Consider the following 22,873-nt stretch of genomic DNA (forward strand, 5'->3'; position numbering starts at 1 on the left):
CTCTTATATTAACTATTTAATAAATAGGTATATATAAAATGAAAAATAATATATTTAAAATTGTAGTTTTAGCGGTACTTTCCACTTCCCCACTATTTTGTTATGCGAATAACACAATAATGATTAAAGGAAATATTGTTGAAGATACTTGTTCTACAATAAATGTTGAAAAAGAGTGTGCTCAAATCAATACTCTGAATACGACTATTGATACTCAATATTTAAGCAAAGATAATGTTTTCAACTTAGCAAGACATACTGAAAAAATGGATACGATTATCGAAACCATAAGTGCTAATAAAAAGGTTGTTCTCGTTAACTATCATTGATAGCTCACATCAACTAAGTCTTATTTATCTTTAATAGATAGGTATAGCTCAAGAGCGAATTTCCGATTTTCATATGGCAATCTAGCCAAAATTAAAAATTCGCTCTTTTCTCTAAAAAATGTTAAATTATTCACGTTTTTTTAAACACAAAGATAAATAGTTCTATATAATCACTTCATTAAATTTTCCTTAAAATAATTTCCCTTAATTGTATTGCTTCTTTTACAGTTGTTTTTATAGCCAGCTATTATTTAATTTTTATATTAAAAACAGTAATTTATATTAAAAATAGTATTCATTGTTGTAAATCAAATGATTAAAAATTTTTCTTATTATGGAAAAATAGTGTGATGAAGTTTGCATTTTGTTTAAAAAGTGTTAGTATCGCCGCATTACTTTTCAAGATGCCAACTTCTGGAAAAGTAACAGATTAAACTTTTATCCAGACTTTTGAGAAAACACTATGAAAAAACTTGCTTTGATCGCTGCTCTTTCAGTTGTAGGGATTGCGAACGCTCAAGCTGCTGATGGTACAATTACAATTAATGGTTTAGTAACAGACAAAACTTGTGACATCGTTACACCTGCTGGTAAAGACTTCACAGTTACTCTTCCAACTGTTTCTAAACAAACTTTAGCTGCAGCTGGTAACGTTGCTGGCCGTACTCCTTTCCAAATCAAATTAGCTAACTGTTCAGAAGGTAAAGTTGCGACTTACTTCGAACCAGGTGCAACAGTTGACTTCAATACTGGTCGTTTACTTAACCAAGACGCTACTGGTGCTAAAAACGTTAACGTTCAACTTTTAGGTAGCAACAACCAAGTAATTCCAGTTCTTGCTGCTGGTGCAAATGGCGCTCAAGCAAACTCTCAATGGGTTGACGTTGCAGCAGCTGGTAGTGCAGACCTTAACTACTATGCTGAATACTATGCAACTGGCGCTTCTACTGCTGGCAAAGTGAACACTTCTGTTCAATACACAATTATCTATCAATAATTGATGGATGGTAGGGTTTCTATATTCGTATAGAGACCCTATTTTTGTGTAACGCTTTCCCGAACTTCCTTGGTTGAGACTCCTGAAATGAAATTGAACAGTTATAATTTTTTGTTAGGTTTGGCATTTGCTTCAGCGGTAGCCGCACCTGCCTCTCATGCAGAAATTGTAATTCATGGCACTCGTGTGATTTATCCTTCGGATGCTCGCGAAGTTACGCTACAAGTTAGCAATAACGGTTCAAAACCAGCTCTTGTCCAAGCTTGGATTGATGAAGGCGACCCAAAAAGTACTCCGGATCAATCAAAAGTTCCTTTTATGATTGCTCCTCCAATTTCTCGTGTTGAAGCAACAAAAAGTCAGACTTTCCGTATCACTGCTTTACCCACTGCTTCTCAGTTAAATCAGAAGCAAGAAACTGTTTTGTGGTTAAACGTTTTGGATATTCCTCCAAGACCAACTTCAAAAAGTTCAGATACGACACCTGATAATTTTCTGCAATTAGCCATTCGCTCACGTATTAAATTCTTCTATCGTCCAGCTTCGATTAAAGATGACGCGAACTTAGCAGCAGATAAGCTTCAATGGGTTAAATCTGGTCAAAACTTAACGGTAAAAAATCCAACACCTTTTCATATCACGATGACTTCTGTTTTTCAGAAAGTGGGCGATAAAAAAGTTGATTTATTACCTGAAGGGCTCATGGTTAAGCCTTTTTCTGATGCATCTGTTCAGCTTAAGAACGGCAATCTTCAGGATATGAGTTTTATTAATGTGAATGACTACGGTGGTCGAGTCGAACACTCAATAAAACTTCAATAATCAGATTTATATTTTTAATAAATTTTAAGCACCTATTATGTGAGTAGGCGGACTTAGCTATGCCAAAAAAACGGCAAGAATCTTATAAATTATTAAAACGCCATATTTGTTATTACTTGGCTTCTGGTGTTGTTACAATGACAATGCCTGTATTCGTGCACGCTGAAGAAACAGCTGCGAGTGCTCCTGTGGAAGCTGAGTTTGATTCTGCTTTTTTAATTGGCGATGCAAAAAAAGTTGATATTTCTCGCTTTAAATATGGCAACCCTGTTTTACCTGGCGAATACAACGTTGACGTATATGTAAATGGTCAATGGTTTGGTAAACGCCGTATGGTCTTTAAAGCTGTAGATCCAACGCAAAATGCGGTGACTTGCTTTACGGGAATGAATCTTCTTGAATACGGCGTAAAACAAGAGATTTTGACTAAGCATGCTCCCCTTCAAAAAGAAAATAATACTTGCTACAAAATTGAAGAATGGGTAGAAAACGCATTTTATGAGTTTGATAACTCTCGCTTACGTGTAGATATCTCAATTCCTCAAGTCGCATTACAAAAAAATGCGCAAGGTTATGTCGATCCAAGTGTATGGGATCGTGGTATTAATGCAGGCTTTTTATCTTATAGTGGTAGTGCTTATAAGACGTTTACTCATTCTAATGATCGAAGTGAAACGTCAAATGCATTTATGGGAATCACTGCCGGACTAAATTTAGGTGGCTGGCAATTACGTCATAACGGTCAGTGGCAGTGGCAAGATACCCCTACTGAAAATCAGTCTAAATCAAGTTACGAAGAAACAAGTACTTACCTACAGCGAGCATTCCCGAAATATCGTGGTGTGTTAACACTTGGGGATAGCTTTACAAACGGCGAAGTATTTGATTCTTATGGCTATCGCGGTATCGATTTCTCAAGTGATGATCGAATGTTACCGAATAGTATGCTTGGCTATGCTCCACGTATTCGTGGTAATGCTAAAACCAATGCAAAAATTGAAGTTCGCCAGCAAGGTCAACTTATTTATCAAACAACAGTAGCACCAGGTAACTTTGAAATTAATGACCTATACCCTACTGGTTTTGGTGGTGAGATTGAAGTTACTGTTATTGAAGCAAATGGTGAAGTACAAAAATTTGCCGTGCCTTATGCATCTGTTGTACAGATGTTACGTCCTGGTATGAACCGTTATTCTTTAACTGTAGGTCAATTCCGTGACCGTGATATTGATCTTAATCCGTGGGTGGTTCAGGGTAAATATCAACAAGGTATTAACAACTATTTAACAGGTTATACCGGAATTCAGGCTTCTGAAAATTATACAGCTTTATTGCTAGGTGCCGCTTTTGCAACACCTATTGGTGCAATTGCATTTGACGTTACCCACTCTGAAGCTGACTTTGAAAAGCAAGCTTCCCAGTCAGGGCAAAGTTTCCGTTTAAGTTATAGTAAGTTAATTACTCCAACCAATACGAACTTAACACTTGCTGCTTATCGCTACTCAACTGAAAACTTCTATAAATTACGTGATGCTCTTCTTATTCGTGATTTAGAAGACAAAGGCATAAATACCTATTCTGCTGGTCGCCAACGTAGTGAATTCCAAATTACCTTAAACCAAGGCCTTCCTGAGGGTTGGGGTAACTTTTATATGGTAGGTTCATGGGTTGATTATTGGAACCGTAGCGAAACGACTAAACAGTATCAAATTGGTTATAGCAACAATTACCATGGTTTAACTTATGGCTTGTCTGCGATTAACCGTCAAGTTGAATATGGTTCAAACACTCAATCACGTGATACTCAGTACTTAATGACATTGTCTTTCCCAATGAACTTCAAGAAGAACTCAGTCAATGTCAACATTACTGCATCTGAAGATAGTCGTACAGTGGGTGCGAGTGGTATGGTGGGTGATCGCTTTAGTTACGGTGCTTCTATGTCGCATCAAGACTATACAAACCCATCGTTTAACGTAAATGGTCGTTATCGTACTAACTATACAACTGTTGGTGGTTCTTATAGCGTAGCTGACTCTTATCAGCAAGCAATGGTGAGCTTAAGCGGTAGTATTGTTGCTCACTCAGAAGGTGTGTTATTTGGCCCTGAACAAGGTCAAACAATGGTACTTGTACACGCACCTGATGCAGCTGGAGCAAAAGTAAATAATACGGTTGGTCTAAGTGTAAATAAAGCAGGTTATGCGGTAGTTCCTTATGTTACTCCATACCGTCTTAATGACATTACGCTTGACCCTCAAGAAATGTCTAGCAAAGTAGAACTTGAAGAAACGAGTCAACGTATTGCTCCATTTGCTGGCGCAATTGCTAAAGTAGACTTTGCAACCAAAACTGGTTATGCGGTTTATATTAAAAGTAAAACTGTAGATGGCAACAGTCTACCGTTTGCTGCACAAGTCTTTAACCAAAAAGACGAAGCTGTAGGTATTGTTGCACAAGGTAGTATGATTTACTTACGTACCCCGCAAGCTCAAGATCGCCTCTATGTAAAATGGGGTGATGAAAGCAATGAGCGTTGTTCGGTTGAGTACAATGTAAGTAACCAGCTACAAAATAAGCAACAAAGCGTGGTAATGACGGAGGCTGTCTGCAAATGAAAAGAATATTATTAACGGGTGCTCTATTTACTGCTGGCTTTGGTGTGTATGGTGAAGCTAATGCAGCCTGTACGATAGTTAACTATAAGCCCAATGATGTTCTTATGGCGGTGGGTCGTGTCGTTGTGCGCCCTAGCGACCCAGTCGGTGCAGTTTTAAGAAAAGCGACTTTTCCTATTAGTAGTAACGGTACAGAAGCTTGGTATTGTGACTATACGGATTCAGTAATTGCTGAATTAACGCAAGCTTATCCATTAAGCTCTTTAGGCAATAGCATCTATACCACCAATATTCCTGGTATTGGTATTCGCCTGTACCGTGAAGCAGAAAATAATGCGAACTTTTCTGGTTATTACCCTTATCAACGTGGTGGAATCTCTGGTAGACGTTTTTTAGCGTCGGGTTATTTTGTGGTGGAAATCATTAAAATTGCATCACAAACAGGTTCTGGGACTTTAGTACCTGGTAGATACAGTAGCTATTATGTCCGTGGCTTTCCAGATAAACCTTTCTTAACAAGTACTGTTAATGCCAATGCGATTACGATTGCATCTTCTTCATGTGAAATACAAGGTAACATTAACAAGGTTGTACAGCTTCCTACAGTTACCAAAGCTGGTTTTAAAGGTGTGGGTTCAACTCAAGGTGAACAAACCTTTGATATGAATATTCTCTGTAATGGTGGTATTAACCCTACCGGCTATGAAGAGAAAAACCTTATTAGTTTGACCTATGACTTTACTCAAGATGGTACAAACAATCAGGTTTTAGCGAATACAGCTGCAGCTTCTGAAAAAGCAAACGGTGTAGGCGTTCAGTTACTTTGGAATTATCAAAATAAAAATCAAGTCATCAAAAAAGGAGATAAGCTCGCTTTAGGTACATTGTCTTCTAATCAGACACTTCAATATAACGTACCGATGACTGCCCGCTACTATCAAACAGCAACGAATGTTACACCTGGTAAAGTTCGTGCTATGGCAACTGTAACTATTGAATATGATTAATCATATTCAATAGTTTAGAAACTCAAAAATATCAAATATTTAAAAACTAATAATAACTTTTTATCAATACTTTCTAAGAACTTAATACTTAACTTTATAGGAACATCTATGAAAAAAATAGGTATCGTTGCGGTTAGTGCAATTACATTATGCTGGGCCATGTATGAGGTATCTTCTGATAATACCAATACAACACCGCGTAATGAATCTAACCAAAAAGTTGCATCTAAAAGCATTTCATCAACTACAAAGAATGAAAAATTGGCACCTCAAATGCTTTTGGCTCAAACTACCTCCTTTAATTCTTCAGCCCCAGTCTGTAAATATAATTTTGATGCGACTCAAGAAGATTATGATTTATGGAATAGTGAACACTCTGACTATTGGTCTATGAAAATATTTCCAATAATAAGTGGGCAAAAGTTTGGTTTTAAAGTGGAGCCTAGATTAGAAAGTGAGTATGGCGATTTAGATTATGTAGCTACAAGTAAAGCTAATCTTAATTCGACTAATGAGATTGGAGATTTAACTATACCCCATACAGGTATTATTGCATTTGAAATGGAGCATAAGATTCCAGTATCAGCTCTTGGAAACTCATCACTTGGAAATTCTAGTTATTACCACTCTGGCATCGGATTTAGTGGGATAACAAATAATGGTTATACAGTTAGATCTAATTATTGGTTTAATATGGGGAGTTATGATCCAGATTTCGGTGAGAATCCAGCTAGATTACACTATTATTTAGCCTACCGACTTAGTGATGACAGCGGCCCTGACAATCCATACTATAAGGGGCAAAACATGACAAACAATTCAAATGGATACCAAAGATTAGGTATATATATTAATCAGAACACTAAGCAGGTTGGGTTTATTATAAATGGTGTTGATCAGGGGTATCAATCTACTTTGCCTGCTCCACTTGAGAATATACGTTTTTCTGTCTCAAGTAGTATAGGAATATATTCTAATCAATTATTTGGACAAGAGTTGTCTAACGAACTCATTACTGACCGTAATGCCCTACAGTTCAACTACCCTCAGGGTACAACTGACATGTGCGGTAATGCTATTTGAAATATAAAACTATGAAGCGTAAAAAAAGGGCTGAATCACAACAGCCCTTTTTTATTTCATTTAGAAATGAATGACTGTACGGATTGATTTACCTTCGTGCATTAAATCAAAAGCGGTATTAATGTCTTGTAGAGGCATAGTATGTGTTACAAACGGCTCAAGTTGAATTTCACCTTTCATAGCATCTTCAACCATTTTAGGAAGTTGTGAGCGGCCTTTCACACCACCAAATGCTGTACCTAACCATTTACGGCCTGTCACTAGCTGGAATGGACGAGTTGAAATTTCTTGGCCTGCACCCGCTACACCAATAATGACAGATTGTCCCCAACCACGATGTGCACACTCTAGAGCCGAGCGCATAACATTGACGTTACCAATACATTCAAATGAGTGATCTACTCCCCAACCTGTCATTTCTACAATGACTTGTTGAATCGGTTGGTCATAATCTTTTGGATTTAAGAAATCTGTAGCACCAAACTGTTTAGCAAGTTCAAATTTATCTGGGTTTGTGTCAATTACAATAATACGCCCTGCTTTTGCCTGACGTGCACCTTGTACAACAGCTAAACCAATACCACCTAAGCCAAATACCGCAACCGAATCACCTTCTTGTACTTTCGCTGTGTTATGCACGGCGCCAATACCAGTCGTCACACCACAGCCCAGCAAGCATACTTGCTCGTGATTTGCCTCAGGATTGATCTTAGCTAAAGATACTTCGGCTACTACCGTATATTCACTAAAGGTTGAACAACCCATATAGTGGTAAATCGGCTCACCATTATATGAAAAACGTGTGGTGCCATCCGGCATAACGCCTTTACCTTGAGTGGCACGTACAGCAACACACAGGTTAGTTTTTCCAGATTTACAGAATAAGCATTCTTTACATTCTGCTGTATAAAGCGGAATAACATGATCACCCGGTTGAACGCTCGTTACACCTTCACCGACTTCAACAACCACCCCTGCACCTTCATGACCTAAAATTGCTGGGAAAACACCTTCAGGATCATCACCAGACAGTGTAAAAGCATCGGTATGGCATACACCAGTATGCGTAATCTTGATTAAAACCTCTCCCGCTTTGGGTGGTGCAACATCAATTTCAACAATTTCTAAAGGTTTTCCTGGGGCAAAGGCGACAGCTGCACGAGATTTCATCTTTGGGTTTCCTTTATATCATTTGGTATTTATATTCGAACAAAATAGATAATGTAACGCTAATACAAGAGCTTAATTTTGCTTAAATTAAAATTGGCTTTCATCGCAATCCATTACAGCATAGCCAGTCAGATACGTCTAAGCAAGCCCGTGTTTCAAAAAGAAGAAGCCTCTTATGTTAAGAAGCTTCTCTGATCAAATCATTTATATTAAACACTTTATATTTACTTATAGGTAAATATCCGGTGGATATGGTGTGTTATCGCTAATAGGTGTATAGAGCGTATTTTCAACAAAGAAGCCGTCTGGAGCTTGAGTAGTATCGATTGTAATCGAATCAAACATCACTTGCGGGTATGCCCAGATAAATTGCTTCATTAGACCAAGCGATATGTTGTTTTTCATATCACCAAAAATCCGTTGCCAGATTGGTGTTCGATAAGGCTTGTTTTTATCAAACCCATAGATATAAGCAATAGATGCATCTGGTACAAACCCCGATAAATAAGCAACTTTATTGGCAGGATAGCCTAAATCTTGAGTTGGTATTTGAGAAACAGCCTGATGGGCTAAATCTAATTTAGCCTCTAAAAGCCAATCATAGGCTTCAGCCATAATGTAATCAAAATGAGGGTATGAATAATGCTCACTTGGATAGTTGATATAAGTTGCTAGGGTTTGTATTGGGGAGCGAATAGATGGGAAAAAAATTAATGGACACACTTGAGCATTTGAATATTTTGCTTTAATCGCTGTTCGGATATCTTGGCAGGTCTGCCCTAACTTATTTCTTAACCATGTTTTAAATTCATCATACGGCGTTCCTGTTTTATTCATCGCCTCATAGATTGTTCCTAAGTCTGGCGCATATAAGCCTGTATCTGCATTAAAAGCTAACTTAGTTGGATAGTCATAGACACATGGTAAGTTTGTATCGGTGTTATACCACCACCAAGGCTCACCAATTTGCATGTTGACATCACATCCACCCGTCACCATGGTATCTGCAAACTCAATAAAAACTTTATGTAAATATGCCAAAGCATTTTGATCGCTTAAACTGAAGAAATAACTTGGAGGCTGGTATCCTGTTTTACCCAAATTACTATTCCAGTCGCGCTGTGCCCAAAACTCATTTGCGCCTAGCGAATACATTTCAAAACTTACCCCAAAAACGGGTTGCATATTTGCATTATGCAGAGCTTGGGCATATTTCTCATGCCATTTACGGGTACATGGGTTAACAACATCTTGTCCGGTCACTAAGGTATCTGGAATCTGAAATCTATTAATATCACTTCTCCAGATCATTTCAGGATAGTGCGACATACCACAATAATGGTTAATAAAACCGTGATATCCCAAAGCAGCCATGTTATCGACGATTCGTTGTGGATTCAGATCGTAATGGTCGTCATAGCTGGTACATAAACCATAATTATGCTGAGGTACAACTACTCGGCTTAGATTTAACTGGGCATTTGCACCTGTGACGACTGAGTTGGTAATTCGAATATAACCATCTTCCGCCTGATTTAAAGGCAATGATGAGTGTGCGTTATAGCTACTTGTAAACGCTGAAAATGAAATTCGCTGAATATTGGTAACCGGAAAGCTATCTGTGGCCGAAAAACCTGCTTTGACTGTATCCCAGTTAATATGAATATGAGCAGATCTTGAAGATGGAGTATTCGCGTAGTTGAATAAGACAATATACGCAATTTTATCTACCCCATTATCGTTATAGTAAACCGTTAAAGTTGGGGTTAATGACTCATTATTTAAAACAGGCATAGAGGGTGACAGCTCTATGTCAAAGTCCCAAACCACACCCGAATAGCTATACTTGGTTTCATAAGCTAGCAATTTATGATCTTTAGAGTCGTAAGAGTCCCAACTAATACCAGCTAAGTCTGTAGTCATACGTGAGCGGAAAGATGCTTCAAAACCATTGCCATAATTGGTAATGGCAAAAGACATGCTTTGTGGGCCATCTATTCTCCAATAGCTTGGGCTGAATCGATCAATAAGTATATTTTGAGTAATGGGATAAGGTGAAACAGTAGAATTATTTTGTACATTTTCTGAATTATTTATCATGTCATATTGCTCTTAATGGTTTTAAGAAGCTTTATATTAAATAATAATTTTATTTATATTGTTCAGATAAGTAACAATTGAGTTTAATCTATTAACAGTAGATAATTCTTATTGTCTTTAAAATAATATGAAAATAACACATTATTTTAATTCTAAAGTGGACTTTGCAATAAGGAGCAATGAATGCCAAATTTTTCTCAGTTAAGGCACTTTAGAGTATTACTTATTTTTACTCCAGCGCTATCATTATTAAGTGGTTGCAGCGATAACGCATTTTATAAGAATACTAAACCTACTGTTATTTCTTCTAGTATTGCAAAATCTTACCCAGAGCCAGACACATATTTGGGTGAAAAACTTCAGCCAAATGAAAAGCTGACAGCACAACAAATATCGACAGTTATTGAAGAATCTATCCGAGAAGAATACTCACCCGGCAAAGCCTTAAGAGATGCACATCCGAAAGCACATGGCTGTGTTCGTGCCGAGTTTCATGTACTTAAAAATATTCCAACTCAACTCGCAAAAGGTGTATTTGTTCCCGATAAAAGCTATCAGGCATGGATTCGCTTTTCGAATGCTTCCAAGGATGCTTCTCAAGCGGATATTGAAAAAGATGCCCGCGGCATGGCTATAAAAGTTTTAGGTGTACCCGGCGAGAAAATTTTAGAAAGTGAAAAAGACGCCACAACTCAAGATTTTATTATGATCAATCACCCAGTCTTTTTTGTGAATGATGGGCAAAGATATCTTTCTTTTATGCATGATATTAATAGTGAAAGTAATTTTAGAAAGCTTCATATCCCGTTTGCTTTAGGGATTAAAGGAACAATGAATACCTTAGGAGCGCGTAATTCTAAAATTTCTAATCCTTTATATGCACGTTACTGGTCTATGGTGCCCTATCAACTCGGTTTGGGTAGTGACCGTCAAGCTGTTAAGTACTCTGTAAGAAATTGCTCAGCGGTGTCTACAGCTCTACCTGATCATCCAAACCATAATTTTTTAAGAGAGGCTTTAAAAGATAGCTTGCAGAAGCAAGAGGTTTGTATGGAATTTTTAATACAACCAAGAACTTCAACTCAAATGCAAGTTGAAGATGCAATGACAGAATGGAAAGAAAAAGAAGCACCTTTTTATCAAGTTGCGACTATTCGTATTCCAAAGCAAAACTTTGATACGCCTGAACAAAATCAATTTTGTGAAAATCTTTCCTTTACGCCTTGGCATGCTTTACCTGAACATAAACCTTTAGGTGCAATAAATAGAATGCGTAAAGTTATTTATGAAAATATAAGTAAAGTCAGACATGACATGAACTCTGCACCTCGACAAGAACCTTAGAAATCAAGTAGTCATCACTTAAATATAAAAAGAACTGCCGATAAGTAAGGCAGTTCTTTTTATATTTTTATTTATTAGAAATAGCTATATGGTTAAGGTCTACATATCAATCTTTCAACAATAGAGCTGGGAATGGCTAACCTCTTTTTTATTGTGTAATCTCCTTTACTTGTATCGATAGTGATTCGATCAATGAAATCTGCTAACCATAAAATAAAATCTTCTTCGCTTTTATAGTTGGGAAGCAAACTAATATCAAACTTAAAAGGTAGTTCCTCTTGAAAGTTAAGAAGAGCACCTCCGAAATCAAAAAAATTATATAAAAACTTCAACTCAGTACCCGTAATAGCTTTTTTTATTTCTATAATTAAATTATTTAAGTTTTTCAGATGATTGTTCGTGTGATCTTGTTTAATATTTTTAGAAATTTTTTCTGCTAATAGTAAGTATTTTGGCATTTCTATCTCCTTATTAATTTCTTATAAAATATGAGTATAAAATCAAAGTTATAAAAATAAGTTTTTAGTTTTTATTAAAATGTTATTTATTTTTAAATTTAATACAAAATTATGTAAGTTGAAACCATTTATTATTTTAAATTGTGATCTACTTTAATTTATATTCCAAGTAAATTAATAGGTTTTATATGAATCATAAATAAGCTCAATATTTTTTAATTATTGAGCTTATCTTTTATTTACTTAATATGATTAAAAGTATAATATTTTAATCTTAAGTCATTTTATGGGAATTCTTCATCTTATGAATTTTCCCACATTTCCTGCACTCTCTTACTTCATCATGTGAAATATCAAAGTCGTATTCCCAGATGTGCATACAGAAAAACTGTCTAAAATTATGGAGCATAGACACCTCCTTTTAAAAAACCAACACATATGAAAGTTCTTTATAGGTTCAGAATACATCTAGACTAAACTGTCTACAAGAGAGCCTTTTACCCTATCTTTATTTGAAAAATACGAGAAAAGCTCGGGTTCAATGGAAAAAGAATGTATTTTAAAATTTCTATATCTCCTTCATGAGTGAAGATAATTAAAAACTAACATTGATTTCTGTATCTGTTTTTATAGCGAACAAGCAAGTTATGTTCACAGTGAAAACTTATGTGAATAGATCCATATCAACATAGATTGTTAAGATCAAAAAAAACGCCCCAGAAGGCGGTCGCTGAATTTTGTCAGCGATACATAGAAGTGTGGTGGAAACACTTCTATATTCTTTAAATTATTTTTCTTCTTTTATCATTTTTATAAAAGCTTCTGATTTGAAGTAGTTGATGATGAGTTCACCATCATCACTTGTCTGTGCTGTCACTGATGAACTTTTAAAGTTATCAAACTCACTATTAAATTTAAAATCTGGAGGAATAAATTTTGAAATAGGCGGAAGTTGAGCCTCCCCACCTGTAGTCATTCTTTCTATAAATCCTGCTAACCATAAAATATATTCATCCTTATTTTTATGACTAGGCATTAGACTAATATCAATCTTAACGGCGCATTCATCTAGTGGTTTTGTCAGACATTCTTCGAAGTCGATAAAGTTATATTTAAGCTTAAATTTAGTACCTTTAATTTCTTTACGAATTACGCCTATTAAGTTATTCAGGTGTTCCGTGGGACTATCAGAGAAAAGATCTTGTTCTTCAATTTTCTTATATACCTTTTCAGCAATCATTAAATATTGTGGCATTTCCTATCTCCTTTTCCTTCCTATTCTTGGGAGGTTGCTTACTCAGCTTTTTAAGGAAGTATGATAGAAATCATGTGTTTTAATGTAGTTGTTATTGAACTAATTGTAAGTAATGTGAATTTGTGCAGCTCGATTATTTATTAAAGCACAACATATAAAAATAATGAGAATTACGACACTATTTTATCGCTAAAACTCCTAAATTATCGAAATAATTTCTTGCAGTAAAATGCAGCTCACATTGTCAAAATGATCATTGAATAGACCTGTTATTATGGTTTGAAAATATCATTTAAAACAATGTTTTATATAAATTTTAATTTTATGGTTTTTTTGAATACAACAAAATCATACAGTTATTGTGATTTTTGACATATAAATTGAATATAAGAATGCTCTGATAGGTCTAACTTGGATGCAAATTAAATGCTTACATGATCAATCAGCTATATCAGCAATATAGTAATATGGCCTTAAGTGCTTGGGGTTTTACTGATTTACCTTCTTATACAGATAGATACGATCCTAATGAGAAAGATATAGTGATAAAGACAAATAACTGGTTGAATGATGATGCAGCAGAAGAAAAAACGCGTCAGGGTCTTACCGCCTTTGTAGCCCTTGATGATGCATTTATGAGTATCGCCTCACGTATCTATTTAATTAGAAATGCCAAGAAAACGATAGATTTACAATATTACATTTGGACCAATGATTTTGTGGGTAACCTCATATTGCATGAATTGCTTAAGGCGGCAGATCGAGGTATTAAAGTTCGACTGTTAATTGATGATCAAAACGGCATAAAACTTGATGGCATATTAAGAAGTCTCTCACAGCATACCAATTTTGAAATTAGATTATTTAATCCTTATAAGTTTCGATATCTACGCATTTTTGACTATATTTTTCGGTTCAAAAAAGTAAATCACCGCATGCATAACAAGCTCATTATTGCAGATGCTTCGATTGCAGTAACAGGCGGTAGAAATATTAGTAGTGAATACTTTGAAGCAAGCAGTAAGTTTCAATTTACAGATATGGATATTTTGTTCTATGGAGACGCCGTAAGACATGCCCAAGCTGTATTTGCCGATTTTTGGGAAAGTACCTTAAGTGTAAATGCAACTGACATTATTGGAACTTGTGCTGAGCATCATTTAAAAGCTTTAAGAGAGCATTATGAACAATTACACCATGAAGACCATAGCCTCACTGAAGATAAGCTTTATGATGCGCAGAGCTATTTAAAAGAGCTTTTAGAGCATAACCCTATTCAGTGGTCTAAAGCACACTTTGTAGCAGACTCGCCCAAGAAGATTTTGGGTACTGCAACTGAGCATGAAATGCTGTATGGGCAAGTCATGTCTATTATGGGTAAACCTAAGCAGCATTTAGAACTCGCTTCGGCTTATTTTGTACCGACACAACAAGGTACTTATTATTTAAAGCAACTGCGAGTTGAAGGAATCAAAGTTCGTGCTTTAACCAACTCTTTTGCTGCGAATGATGTTGCGATCGTACATGCTTTTTATAGCCAATACCGCGTAGAAATGCTTAAAAATGGCATTGAGCTTTACGAGTTTAAACCTGTGTTAGAACGGCGACGTAGAACTTGGTATGAGATTGTAACGGGTAGCGTTATACCAGCAAAAGGTAAAAATAAATCAAGTTTGCATGCTAAATTTTTTGATGTAGACGGCAAAGTATTTATTGGTTCTTTTAACTTTGACCCCCGCTCTACTTACTTAAATACCGAAGTGGGCTTAGTGATCGAATCTAGCCAGTTACAAACCCAAATTTCGGTCATGTTAGATCGGCATTTGCCGCAAGTAGCCTATCAACTAAAACTAAATAGCCAAGGGCAAATTACTTGGCTAGATTATCAGTCCAATGGGCAAGTTATTGAATATGATAAAGATCCCGGAACTAGTCGCTTTCAGAGAACAATGATTAAAGCTGTTTCTTACCTGCCCATTGAATGGATGATGTAATTTTGAATATTACAAGAATCCAATTTCACTAAAGAATTTTTGATAGGCTTCTGCTTTTTTCTCAAGAGCTAATGGATAGGCTCTAGAAGAGGATGGTAATCGATATAAATGAATATTACGGTCTGCAAAGTAAGTTGATGTCGATGTCCCAATTAAAGGTTTTTCAGTGTTTTCAGGTAAAACCGAAATTAAGGTATCAGTGGCTTTGTCGCCTGTCGTCATAATCGTCTGACATAAAGGAATTTGCTGAAGCAAAGCAGCTAAATCTGTTGGAGTCACGATTTCCAGAAATTTATCGGAAGCATTACCCTTGAGGCGTTTGATTTGATAAGCCGTATCGAAAATAGCAATACCTGTTTCAGTTAAGAAATTTCGGATCCGTTCTTCATTAAATGTTTTCTGATTTTCACTTAAAAAATAGGTTTTATCTTGGAAGAAGATTAAGCCAAAAATTCTCCACATGTCATTTTGAAAATTTGGATAGTAAAAGTCCATCTTCCATTTATTACGAGGCGGCGGAAAACTCCCTAGCATTAATAAACGGGCATTTTCAGGTAAAAATGGTTGTAGTGGATGGGTTTCTATCTCAATTATCATAAAAAATCAGTATTTACTTCAAAAATTTATAAGTAACTTAACGCATTTTTAGGTTAATCACGAGTCAAGAAATGCAAATTCTGTTAACGAAAGCGTTAAGTTATTTCATTTTCCTCTTGTTGAGGAATGCTAATTTTAAAAATGCTGTGTGAATTTTGATTGATGTAATCAACCTGTCCTTTGTGTGCAATCACCAGCGCTTGTACAACTGAAAGTCCTAAACCAGTTCCGCCTAGCTCTTTATTCCTTGACTGTTCAAGCCGAAAAAAAGGATTAAATAATTCTTTATGGTACTCAGCTGAAATACCTGGCCCTTCATCTTCTATTTCTAAAACCCAATCATGTTGATGATATTGGGTTGAAATTTTTAACTTGCCCGGATTTGCATATCGCGTGGCATTATCAAGTAAAGCAATTAAAACTTGTTCTATTCGTCTATGATCGCACTTCACTTCTGGCGCCTGAATATTGAAAGTTACTTTAAGTTGAGCAGTCTGTAGTTTTTCTTGAAACATGTGCACGACTTTATAGGCAGTCTCATTAAAATTTATCGTTTCAATATTAAGTCTGAGTTGCTGGTTTTCAAAAAGACTTAGAGTACGTAAGTCCTCTACAAGGTTCGATAATCCTTCAACTTGACTCAGTAAATTTTTAAATAAAGCCGGCTCGGGTTTAAAGACACCATCAATAATACCTTGTAGCCGTCCTTGTAAAATTGTGACAGGTGTTCTTAGCTCATGGGCAATGGCAGCATTCCAGACATGAGCGTTCTGTACAGAGGTTTCAAGCTTTTGAGCCATATCATTAAAGTTATGCATCAGTTCAGCAATTTCGGAAGTATGATGCACAGGACTGTCCACACGTGCAGATAAATCACCCTGACTAATTTTTTTTGCCGCATCTGCTAATAGATTAATCGGCACAATAAAACGTTGAGCAAGTTTGATACCCAAAATAATTGAAAATGCCGTACCAAACAAAAGCACGGCGAATAACCATACGCCGTCTAAATAGTGGAAAAACTCATCGCTCTCTTTTAATTTTTCAAGAGAAATAAGACCAACTTCGATCGCAACATAATAGGTACCGTAACCTAATATGAGCGAACTCAACGTAACAATTAGACTGGTAAAGCTAAGTGCAATAATCAGTTGTTTACTAATACCAGTTTTATTTTTCATGCGGATTATCCAAACGGTAGCCTACCCCACGAACATTAATTAGCATGTTCTCTAAACCTAGCTCTTCCATTTTCTTTCGTAGCTTACTGACATGACTATCAACTGTACGCTCAAGCGCATCACGATCTGGTAAGCAATGATTCATCAGTTCAGAACGGGTAAAAACTTTATGTGGATGAGGTAGCATTAATAGCAAAATTTTGTATTCAGTCAGGGTCAAATTAAGCACTTGTTGCTTGTTGCCTAAATATATATAAGCAGTATGAATTTCGGTATTAACCTCAATATTTTTATAAATCAGATTTCGGTTAGACATTTGCTGGTTTTGTTGAGTACGTCGTAGTACTGCTTGTACACGTGCAACCACTTCATTGGGATTAAATGGTTTTACGACAAAGTCATCTGCCCCAATTCTTAGAGCCATGACTTTATCAATTTCTTGATCTAAAGCAGTTAGCATAATTACAGGTGTAGCTGCTTTTTGCCGAATTTTATTTAGAACTTCCCACCCACTTAATTCGGGCATTTTTATATCAAGTATGACCAAATCAATAGGCTGAGTTGCATGTATTTCAATGGCCTGTTTACCATTCATGGCACGCACAACACGCATGCCTTCGCGTTTTAAATAATGCTCGATAATATCGCCAATATCATAGTCATCTTCCACCACAAGAATAAGCTTATCTTGACAATTAAACGTAAAGGTTGACTCAAACATAGCAATAAAACGCGATAAAAATTTGATTTATGATACGCGTATTTTTTCTTAAGTCTCCACACTTTTTCCACATATTAGTGATTTTAGTTACACACACATCAAAAATAATGCCAGCATCTAGAAGTCCATTAGGTGTTACAAAAGTGCAGAAGCATTTTTTAGTTCCATTCATATTCTCAATTAGTCTTGTTTTGCATGGTTGTGGTAAAGAGCAAGCGACAGATCAAGCTCAAGCACCAGAAGCTAAAGTCACTGTTTTAGCAATTCAGCCGCAGTCTGTAAATTTTAGTGAAAACTTACCTGCGCGTGTTCAGGCTTTCCGTACAGCCGAAATCCGACCTCAGGTAGGCGGTATTGTTGAAAAAGTTCTGTTCACCCAAGGTAGTGAAGTCAAGGCTGGACAACCTTTATATAAAATAAACTCGGAAATTTTTGAAGCTGATGTAAATAGTAATCGAGCTGGCCTAAATAAAGCAGAAGCAGAAGTTAATCGTTTAAAAATACAACTAGAACGCTACCAGCAACTCTTACCAAGTAACGCAATTAGTAAGCAAGAAGTAAGTAATGCTGAGGCGCAATATCGACAAGCGATTGCAGATGTTGCTCAAATGAAAGCTTTGCTTGCTCGCCAAAATCTTAATTTACAGTACGCCACAGTGCGAGCACCAATTTCCGGTCGTATTGGTAAATCATTTGTGACCGAAGGTGCTCTAGTGAGCCAAGCTGATAGCAATACGATGGCTACCATTCAACAAATTGACCGAGTGTATGTCGACGTAAAACAGTCTATTGGTGAATATGAGCGCTTAAAGGAAGCTTTACAAAGTGGTGAGTTATCTGCCAACAATCAAAAGGGTGTGCAAATTTTAAATAGTTTGGGACAACCTTATAACGTGTCGGCAAAAATGCTTTTTGAAGATATTAATGTTGACCCTGAAACGGGTGATGTCACCATCCGTATTGAAGTGACCAATCCTGAAAGAAAATTACTACCGGGCATGTATGTTCGCGTCAATATTGAACGCGCTTCTGTTCCACAGGCTTTACTTGTTCCAGAACAAGCTATTCAGCGCAATATGAACGGCGACCCACAAGTTTATATTGTAAATGCCAAAGGTGGTGCAGATATACGTCCTGTAGAGCTAGGCCAACAATATCAACAATTTTATCTCATCAATAAAGGCTTGAAAGCTGGAGATAAAGTTGTCGTTGAAGGGATTGAGCGTATTCAGCCAAACCAAAAGCTAACGATTTCAGCATGGAAAGCCCCTTCGGCAGCAAATACGGTGAAGCAAGGAGATGCTAAATGATGTCTCAATTCTTTATTCGCCGCCCTGTTTTTGCATGGGTAATTGCGATTTTTATTATTTTATTTGGTGTACTAAGTATTCCGAAGTTGCCTATTGCACGCTTTCCGAGTGTCGCACCGCCTCAGGTGAACATTACAGCAAGCTATCCTGGCGCTACTCCCAAAACGATTAATGATAGCGTTATTACTCTCATTGAACGGGAAATGTCGGGAGTAAAAAACTTACTCTACTATAGTGCTACAACGGATTCGTCAGGAACCGCTGAAATTACTGCAACGTTTAAACCTGGCACTGATGTCGATATGGCTCAGGTCGATGTACAAAACAAGATTAAAGCGGTTGAAGCCCGCTTACCGCAAGTTGTTCGTCAACAAGGTCTAGCAGTCGAAGCATCGTCTTCAGGCTTTTTAATGCTGGTCGGTTTAAACTCACCTAACCATCGTTATTCAGAAGTCGATTTAAGTGATTACTTAGTTCGTAATGTGGTCGAAGAGCTTAAACGTGTTGAGGGTGTCGGAAAAATTCAGTCTTTTGGTGCTGAAAAAGCGATGCGGATTTGGGTGGACCCAAACAAATTGGTTTCTTATGGACTCTCAATTAGTGATGTAAACAATGCGATTCGCAGCAATAACATTGATATTGCACCGGGTCGGCTTGGTGACCGTCCTTTAGTTAACGGGCAGCTAATAACAGTGCCGTTATCTGCTCAAGGTCAACTCGAAACAGTTGAACAGTTTAAAAACATTAGTTTAAAGAGCAATATTAGCGGTGCTCATATTAAGTTATCGGATGTAGCCGATGTAGAAATGGGCGCGCAATCGTATAGCTTTGCAATTTTAGAAAATGGTAAACCTGCAACGGCTGCGGCAATTCAGCTCAGTCCTGGTGCAAATGCAGTAAAAACAGCCGATGCGGTAAAGCAGAAACTCGATGAATTAAAAGTAAACCTACCCGAAGGAATGCAATTTAGTATTCCTTATGACACTGCGCCTTTCGTTAAAATCTCGATAGAAAAAGTAGTTCATACCTTACTTGAAGCCATGGTACTGGTTTTTATTGTGATGTATGTATTTCTTCATAATGTTCGCTATACATTAATCCCTGCGATCGTGGCACCAATTGCCCTGCTCGGCACCTTTACCATCATGCTTTTGACAGGTTACTCAATTAATGTGTTGACCATGTTCGGTATGGTGCTTGCCATCGGGATTATTGTCGATGATGCGATTGTGGTGGTCGAGAATGTTGAACGGATTATGGCAACTGAAGGCTTATCGCCTAAAGAAGCGACATCTAAAGCCATGACAGAGATTACCAGCCCAATTATTGGTATTACCTTGGTGTTGGCTGCTGTATTTCTGCCTATGGCTTTGGCAAGTGGTTCGGTTGGTATTATCTATCGCCAATTTACGATTACCATGTCGGTTTCAATTTTATTCTCAGCATTTTTAGCTTTAACCCTAACTCCTGCACTTTGTGCAACCTTGCTCAAACCAATTGATGCTCACCATCAAAAGAAAGGATTTTATGCATGGTTTGATCGAAGCTTTGATAAGGTCACAAAAAAGTATGAAGTTATTCTTTTAAAAGTTGTTAAACATACGATTCCTACATTCATCATTTTTGTGGGGATTACAGGCCTAACTTTTGCAGGTATGAAATATTGGCCAACTGCCTTTATGCCTGAAGAAGATCAAGGCTGGTTTTTAACTTCGTTCCAATTACCTTCTGATGCAACTGTAGAACGGACTCAAAAAATTGTCAAAGAGTTTGAAGGTCATCTAAATGAACAATCAGATGTAAAAAGCAATATTTCAATTATGGGTTGGGGATTTAGTGGCGCTGGCCAAAACGTTGCGCTCGCTTTTACAACCTTAAAAGATTTTGGTGAACGTGATAAATCTACAACTGACTATACCAACTTTGTTAATGCAGAAATGGCGAAAAGTAAGGAAGGTACAACGATGTCTGTACTTCCTCCAGCCATTGATGAGTTAGGTACCTCTTCAGGCTTTAGCTTGCGTTTACAAGATAAGGCCAATTTAGGAATGCCGGCTTTAATTTCGGCGCAAAATAAACTCATGGAAATGGCCGCTCAAAACAAAAAGTTTTATATGGTTTATCCAGAAGGCTTGCCACAAGGTGACAATATTAGTTTGAAAATAGACCGTGAGAAGTTAAATACCTTAGGTGTTAGCTTTGCTTCTGTTTCAGATATTATTTCGACTTCTATGGGGTCAATGTATATCAATGACTTCCCAAATCAAGGTCGTATGCAGCAGGTCATTGTTCAAGCTAATGCACAATCGCGCATGCATTTAAAAGATATTTTGAACTTGAAGGTTGCAGGCGCAAATGGACAACTGGTGTCTTTATCTGAGGTGGTCACTCCACAGTGGAACAAGTTGCCGCAGCAATATAATCGATATAATGGCCGTCCTTCATTAAGTATTGCTGGGGTTCCTAATATTGGAGTTTCTTCAGGCGATGCAATGCGAGAAATGGAAAAATTGATTGCCAAACTTCCTCAAGGAATTGGCTATGAATGGACAGGTATTTCTTTGCAAGAAAAACAGTCTGAATCGCAAATGGCATTTCTAATTGCTTTATCGATGTTGGTCGTATTCTTAGTGTTAGCTGCACTTTATGAAAGTTGGTCAATTCCCCTGTCAGTTATGTTGGTTGTTCCTTTAGGCATTTTTGGTGCTATTTTAGCGATTATGCTAAGAGGAATACCAAACGATATTTTCTTCAAAATTGGTCTGATTACCATTATTGGTTTATCTGCAAAAAATGCGATCTTAATTGTTGAGTTCGCAAAAATGCTCAAAGAAGAAGGTATGAGCTTAATTGAAGCAGCAGTTGCGGCAGCGAAGTTACGTTTACGTCCAATTTTAATGACTTCTCTTGCCTTTACTTTTGGTGTGATTCCGCTGGTAATTGCAAGTGGTGCAAGTTCTGAAACTCAGCATGCGTTAGGGACTGGCGTGTTTGGAGGTATGATTTCTGCGACAATTCTGGCTATATTTTTCGTGCCGGTCTTCTTTATTTTTGTGTTGGGAGCAGCCGAAAAACTATTTTTAAAGAAGAAAAATAACCTATAAAACACATTGAGGCGAAACCACAAAGGGTTCCGCCTCAATTATTTCTTTTATATTCATCTAAAACCAAATTATTTAAGAGTTTAACACCTTAAAGACTTTACCTGTTCTAGGATGAGCAAAGGTATTGTCTTGATCTAAATTGATGACTTTGTCTGAAATCACAATCTTAGAAAGAGGTAACCAGTTTTGTTGTATTTCACTTGAAGCCAAATTTTTTTCAAGCGCATTTTCAAAAATCTGTTCTACTACAATTTCCATACCGCACATACTTTTCGCATTAACTTCTTTTAAAATATGACGTTTAGACATTTTAGTCTCCATTTTCTTATTCTTAACATAAAAAATAATAGAGTTTGTTTTGCTACAACATGTAAAATTTAGCATTTGAAGTGTTTTTTTTGTTTTAAACATATTTATTTAATAATTAAATGAATAGTGAAATAATTATTTCAAATAGGAGTTATTATTAAACTAGCTTATAAAAAAGCTTAATTATTTTAAGTAAATTTAATTTATAAGACTATATTTAAAGGGTTCACGTATGAACCCCTTTATTTAACTTTAAACCTGTACAGCATTGTCGAGTGAACTATCATCTTTATTTTTATTATTATCCTTACTAATCAAAGAGTCAGTATCGCTATCGGTACTAAAGCTCTTACTGTTTTTTTGCTTCTTCTTGTACACGCACATGCCAATAGCAATACCTGTTCCTAGTACTAAAATTGATTTTAACATTTTGCACCTCTTCAGTTGACGGAGAAACTTTTGAGAAATCAACTT

General features: G+C 36.6%; 19 protein-coding genes. 10 read left to right on the forward strand and 9 right to left on the reverse strand.

Features of this window, described 5'->3' with window-relative positions; genetic code table 11:
- The first annotated feature begins 38 nt into the window (after positions 1-38).
- From ACG59Z_RS05770 to ACG59Z_RS05795, 6 genes are all read left to right on the forward strand, one after another.
- Positions 39-329, forward strand: a complete 291-nt coding sequence (locus ACG59Z_RS05770) for a hypothetical protein (protein WP_400198335.1) — start codon at positions 39-41, stop codon at positions 327-329.
- Between the two features lie 463 nt (positions 330-792).
- The gene (locus ACG59Z_RS05775) at positions 793-1,326 is read left to right on the forward strand and encodes a fimbrial protein (RefSeq protein ID WP_004708758.1); all 534 of its coding nucleotides are present in this window, start codon (positions 793-795) and stop codon (positions 1,324-1,326) included.
- Between the two features lie 87 nt (positions 1,327-1,413).
- Positions 1,414-2,148, forward strand: a complete 735-nt coding sequence (locus ACG59Z_RS05780; protein WP_263613740.1) for a molecular chaperone — start codon at positions 1,414-1,416, stop codon at positions 2,146-2,148.
- A 59-nt stretch (positions 2,149-2,207) separates the two neighbouring features.
- Positions 2,208-4,766: a fimbria/pilus outer membrane usher protein gene (locus ACG59Z_RS05785; RefSeq protein ID WP_396464188.1), complete on the forward strand. Its 2,559-nt coding sequence runs from the start codon at positions 2,208-2,210 to the stop codon at positions 4,764-4,766.
- Entirely contained in the window at positions 4,763-5,773 is a 1,011-nt protein-coding gene (locus tag ACG59Z_RS05790) for a fimbrial protein (protein WP_311087607.1), read from the forward strand. The genes ACG59Z_RS05785 and ACG59Z_RS05790 overlap by 4 nt, the downstream gene beginning before the upstream one ends.
- A 108-nt stretch (positions 5,774-5,881) precedes the next feature.
- The gene (locus ACG59Z_RS05795) at positions 5,882-6,856 is read left to right on the forward strand and encodes a DUF4882 family protein (RefSeq protein WP_400198339.1); all 975 of its coding nucleotides are present in this window, start codon (positions 5,882-5,884) and stop codon (positions 6,854-6,856) included.
- 60 nt (positions 6,857-6,916) lie between these two features.
- Here ACG59Z_RS05795 and ACG59Z_RS05800 read toward each other — a convergent pair whose 3' ends face one another.
- Together ACG59Z_RS05800 and ACG59Z_RS05805 are read right to left on the reverse strand one after the other, a co-directional pair.
- Complete coding sequence (locus ACG59Z_RS05800; protein ID WP_400198340.1) at positions 6,917-8,026, reverse strand: S-(hydroxymethyl)glutathione dehydrogenase/class III alcohol dehydrogenase; 1,110 nt, start codon at positions 8,024-8,026, stop codon at positions 6,917-6,919.
- Between the two features lie 228 nt (positions 8,027-8,254).
- Positions 8,255-10,126 (reverse strand): phage capsid protein, encoded by a 1,872-nt coding sequence (locus ACG59Z_RS05805; protein WP_400198341.1) that lies wholly within the window; start codon positions 10,124-10,126, stop codon positions 8,255-8,257.
- A gap of 183 nt (positions 10,127-10,309) precedes the next feature.
- Between ACG59Z_RS05805 and ACG59Z_RS05810 the strand changes: the two genes are divergently transcribed.
- Positions 10,310-11,470 (forward strand): catalase family protein, encoded by a 1,161-nt coding sequence (locus ACG59Z_RS05810; protein WP_400198343.1) that lies wholly within the window; start codon positions 10,310-10,312, stop codon positions 11,468-11,470.
- Positions 11,471-11,562: 92 nt separating this feature from the next.
- Here ACG59Z_RS05810 and ACG59Z_RS05815 read toward each other — a convergent pair whose 3' ends face one another.
- Positions 11,563-11,928, reverse strand: coding sequence for a hypothetical protein (locus tag ACG59Z_RS05815; RefSeq protein ID WP_400198345.1), 366 nt, complete (start codon positions 11,926-11,928; stop codon positions 11,563-11,565).
- 787 nt (positions 11,929-12,715) lie between these two features.
- A complete protein-coding gene (locus ACG59Z_RS05820) occupies positions 12,716-13,183 on the reverse strand; it encodes a hypothetical protein (RefSeq protein ID WP_400198347.1) in 468 nt (155 codons plus the stop codon).
- Positions 13,184-13,617: 434 nt separating this feature from the next.
- On the opposite strand from ACG59Z_RS05820, the gene ACG59Z_RS05825 reads away from it, so the two are divergent.
- A complete protein-coding gene (locus tag ACG59Z_RS05825; protein ID WP_400198349.1) occupies positions 13,618-15,177 on the forward strand; it encodes a phospholipase D family protein in 1,560 nt (519 codons plus the stop codon).
- A 9-nt stretch (positions 15,178-15,186) separates the two neighbouring features.
- Here the strand turns inward: ACG59Z_RS05825 and ACG59Z_RS05830 are convergent, their stop codons facing one another.
- From ACG59Z_RS05830 to adeR, 3 genes are all read right to left on the reverse strand, one after another.
- Positions 15,187-15,774, reverse strand: coding sequence for a uracil-DNA glycosylase family protein (locus ACG59Z_RS05830; protein ID WP_311071061.1), 588 nt, complete (start codon positions 15,772-15,774; stop codon positions 15,187-15,189).
- Between the two features lie 95 nt (positions 15,775-15,869).
- Positions 15,870-16,955 (reverse strand): two-component sensor histidine kinase AdeS, encoded by a 1,086-nt coding sequence (gene adeS / locus ACG59Z_RS05835; protein WP_400198351.1) that lies wholly within the window; start codon positions 16,953-16,955, stop codon positions 15,870-15,872.
- On the reverse strand, positions 16,945-17,676 hold the full coding sequence (adeR, locus tag ACG59Z_RS05840; RefSeq protein WP_400198353.1) for an efflux system response regulator transcription factor AdeR: 732 nt from the start codon (positions 17,674-17,676) through the stop codon (positions 16,945-16,947). Before adeR ends, adeS begins: the two co-directional genes overlap by 11 nt.
- A gap of 143 nt (positions 17,677-17,819) precedes the next feature.
- On the opposite strand from adeR, the gene ACG59Z_RS05845 reads away from it, so the two are divergent.
- On the forward strand, positions 17,820-18,986 hold the full coding sequence (locus ACG59Z_RS05845) for an efflux RND transporter periplasmic adaptor subunit (protein ID WP_400198355.1): 1,167 nt from the start codon (positions 17,820-17,822) through the stop codon (positions 18,984-18,986).
- Entirely contained in the window at positions 18,983-22,090 is a 3,108-nt protein-coding gene (locus tag ACG59Z_RS05850) for an AdeB/AdeJ family multidrug efflux RND transporter permease subunit (protein WP_400198357.1), read from the forward strand. The genes ACG59Z_RS05845 and ACG59Z_RS05850 overlap by 4 nt, the downstream gene beginning before the upstream one ends.
- A 72-nt stretch (positions 22,091-22,162) precedes the next feature.
- Here the strand turns inward: ACG59Z_RS05850 and ACG59Z_RS05855 are convergent, their stop codons facing one another.
- A complete protein-coding gene (locus ACG59Z_RS05855) occupies positions 22,163-22,399 on the reverse strand; it encodes a hypothetical protein (RefSeq protein ID WP_400198359.1) in 237 nt (78 codons plus the stop codon).
- Positions 22,400-22,651: 252 nt separating this feature from the next.
- Positions 22,652-22,828 carry a hypothetical protein gene (locus ACG59Z_RS05860; protein WP_002049853.1) on the reverse strand — a complete coding sequence of 59 codons (177 nt, stop codon included), beginning with the start codon at positions 22,826-22,828 and terminating at the stop codon, positions 22,652-22,654.
- Positions 22,829-22,873 lie beyond the last annotated feature (45 nt).

Origin of the sequence: Acinetobacter sp. ABJ_C1_1 (assembly GCF_044684115.1) — a bacterium.
Taxonomy (GTDB): domain Bacteria; phylum Pseudomonadota; class Gammaproteobacteria; order Pseudomonadales; family Moraxellaceae; genus Acinetobacter; species Acinetobacter nosocomialis_A.

What these genes read in the sequence shown, in the direction of transcription:
- ACG59Z_RS05775 (WP_004708758.1), top strand. Translation starts at nt 793, where the DNA reads ATGAAAAAACTTGCTTTGATCGCTGCTCTTTCAGTTGTAGGGATTGCG.
- adeS (WP_400198351.1), bottom strand. Translation starts at nt 16,955, where the DNA reads ATGAAAAATAAAACTGGTATTAGTAAACAACTGATTATTGCACTTAGC.
- ACG59Z_RS05815 (WP_400198345.1), bottom strand. Translation starts at nt 11,928, where the DNA reads ATGCCAAAATACTTACTATTAGCAGAAAAAATTTCTAAAAATATTAAA.
- ACG59Z_RS05855 (WP_400198359.1), bottom strand. Translation starts at nt 22,399, where the DNA reads ATGTCTAAACGTCATATTTTAAAAGAAGTTAATGCGAAAAGTATGTGC.
- ACG59Z_RS05825 (WP_400198349.1), top strand. Translation starts at nt 13,618, where the DNA reads ATGATCAATCAGCTATATCAGCAATATAGTAATATGGCCTTAAGTGCT.
- ACG59Z_RS05810 (WP_400198343.1), top strand. Translation starts at nt 10,310, where the DNA reads ATGCCAAATTTTTCTCAGTTAAGGCACTTTAGAGTATTACTTATTTTT.
- ACG59Z_RS05805 (WP_400198341.1), bottom strand. Translation starts at nt 10,126, where the DNA reads ATGATAAATAATTCAGAAAATGTACAAAATAATTCTACTGTTTCACCT.
- ACG59Z_RS05780 (WP_263613740.1), top strand. Translation starts at nt 1,414, where the DNA reads ATGAAATTGAACAGTTATAATTTTTTGTTAGGTTTGGCATTTGCTTCA.
- ACG59Z_RS05785 (WP_396464188.1), top strand. Translation starts at nt 2,208, where the DNA reads ATGCCAAAAAAACGGCAAGAATCTTATAAATTATTAAAACGCCATATT.
- ACG59Z_RS05795 (WP_400198339.1), top strand. Translation starts at nt 5,882, where the DNA reads ATGAAAAAAATAGGTATCGTTGCGGTTAGTGCAATTACATTATGCTGG.
- ACG59Z_RS05820 (WP_400198347.1), bottom strand. Translation starts at nt 13,183, where the DNA reads ATGCCACAATATTTAATGATTGCTGAAAAGGTATATAAGAAAATTGAA.
- ACG59Z_RS05790 (WP_311087607.1), top strand. Translation starts at nt 4,763, where the DNA reads ATGAAAAGAATATTATTAACGGGTGCTCTATTTACTGCTGGCTTTGGT.
- ACG59Z_RS05850 (WP_400198357.1), top strand. Translation starts at nt 18,983, where the DNA reads ATGATGTCTCAATTCTTTATTCGCCGCCCTGTTTTTGCATGGGTAATT.
- ACG59Z_RS05860 (WP_002049853.1), bottom strand. Translation starts at nt 22,828, where the DNA reads ATGTTAAAATCAATTTTAGTACTAGGAACAGGTATTGCTATTGGCATG.
- adeR (WP_400198353.1), bottom strand. Translation starts at nt 17,676, where the DNA reads ATGTTTGAGTCAACCTTTACGTTTAATTGTCAAGATAAGCTTATTCTT.
- ACG59Z_RS05800 (WP_400198340.1), bottom strand. Translation starts at nt 8,026, where the DNA reads ATGAAATCTCGTGCAGCTGTCGCCTTTGCCCCAGGAAAACCTTTAGAA.
- ACG59Z_RS05830 (WP_311071061.1), bottom strand. Translation starts at nt 15,774, where the DNA reads ATGATAATTGAGATAGAAACCCATCCACTACAACCATTTTTACCTGAA.
- ACG59Z_RS05770 (WP_400198335.1), top strand. Translation starts at nt 39, where the DNA reads ATGAAAAATAATATATTTAAAATTGTAGTTTTAGCGGTACTTTCCACT.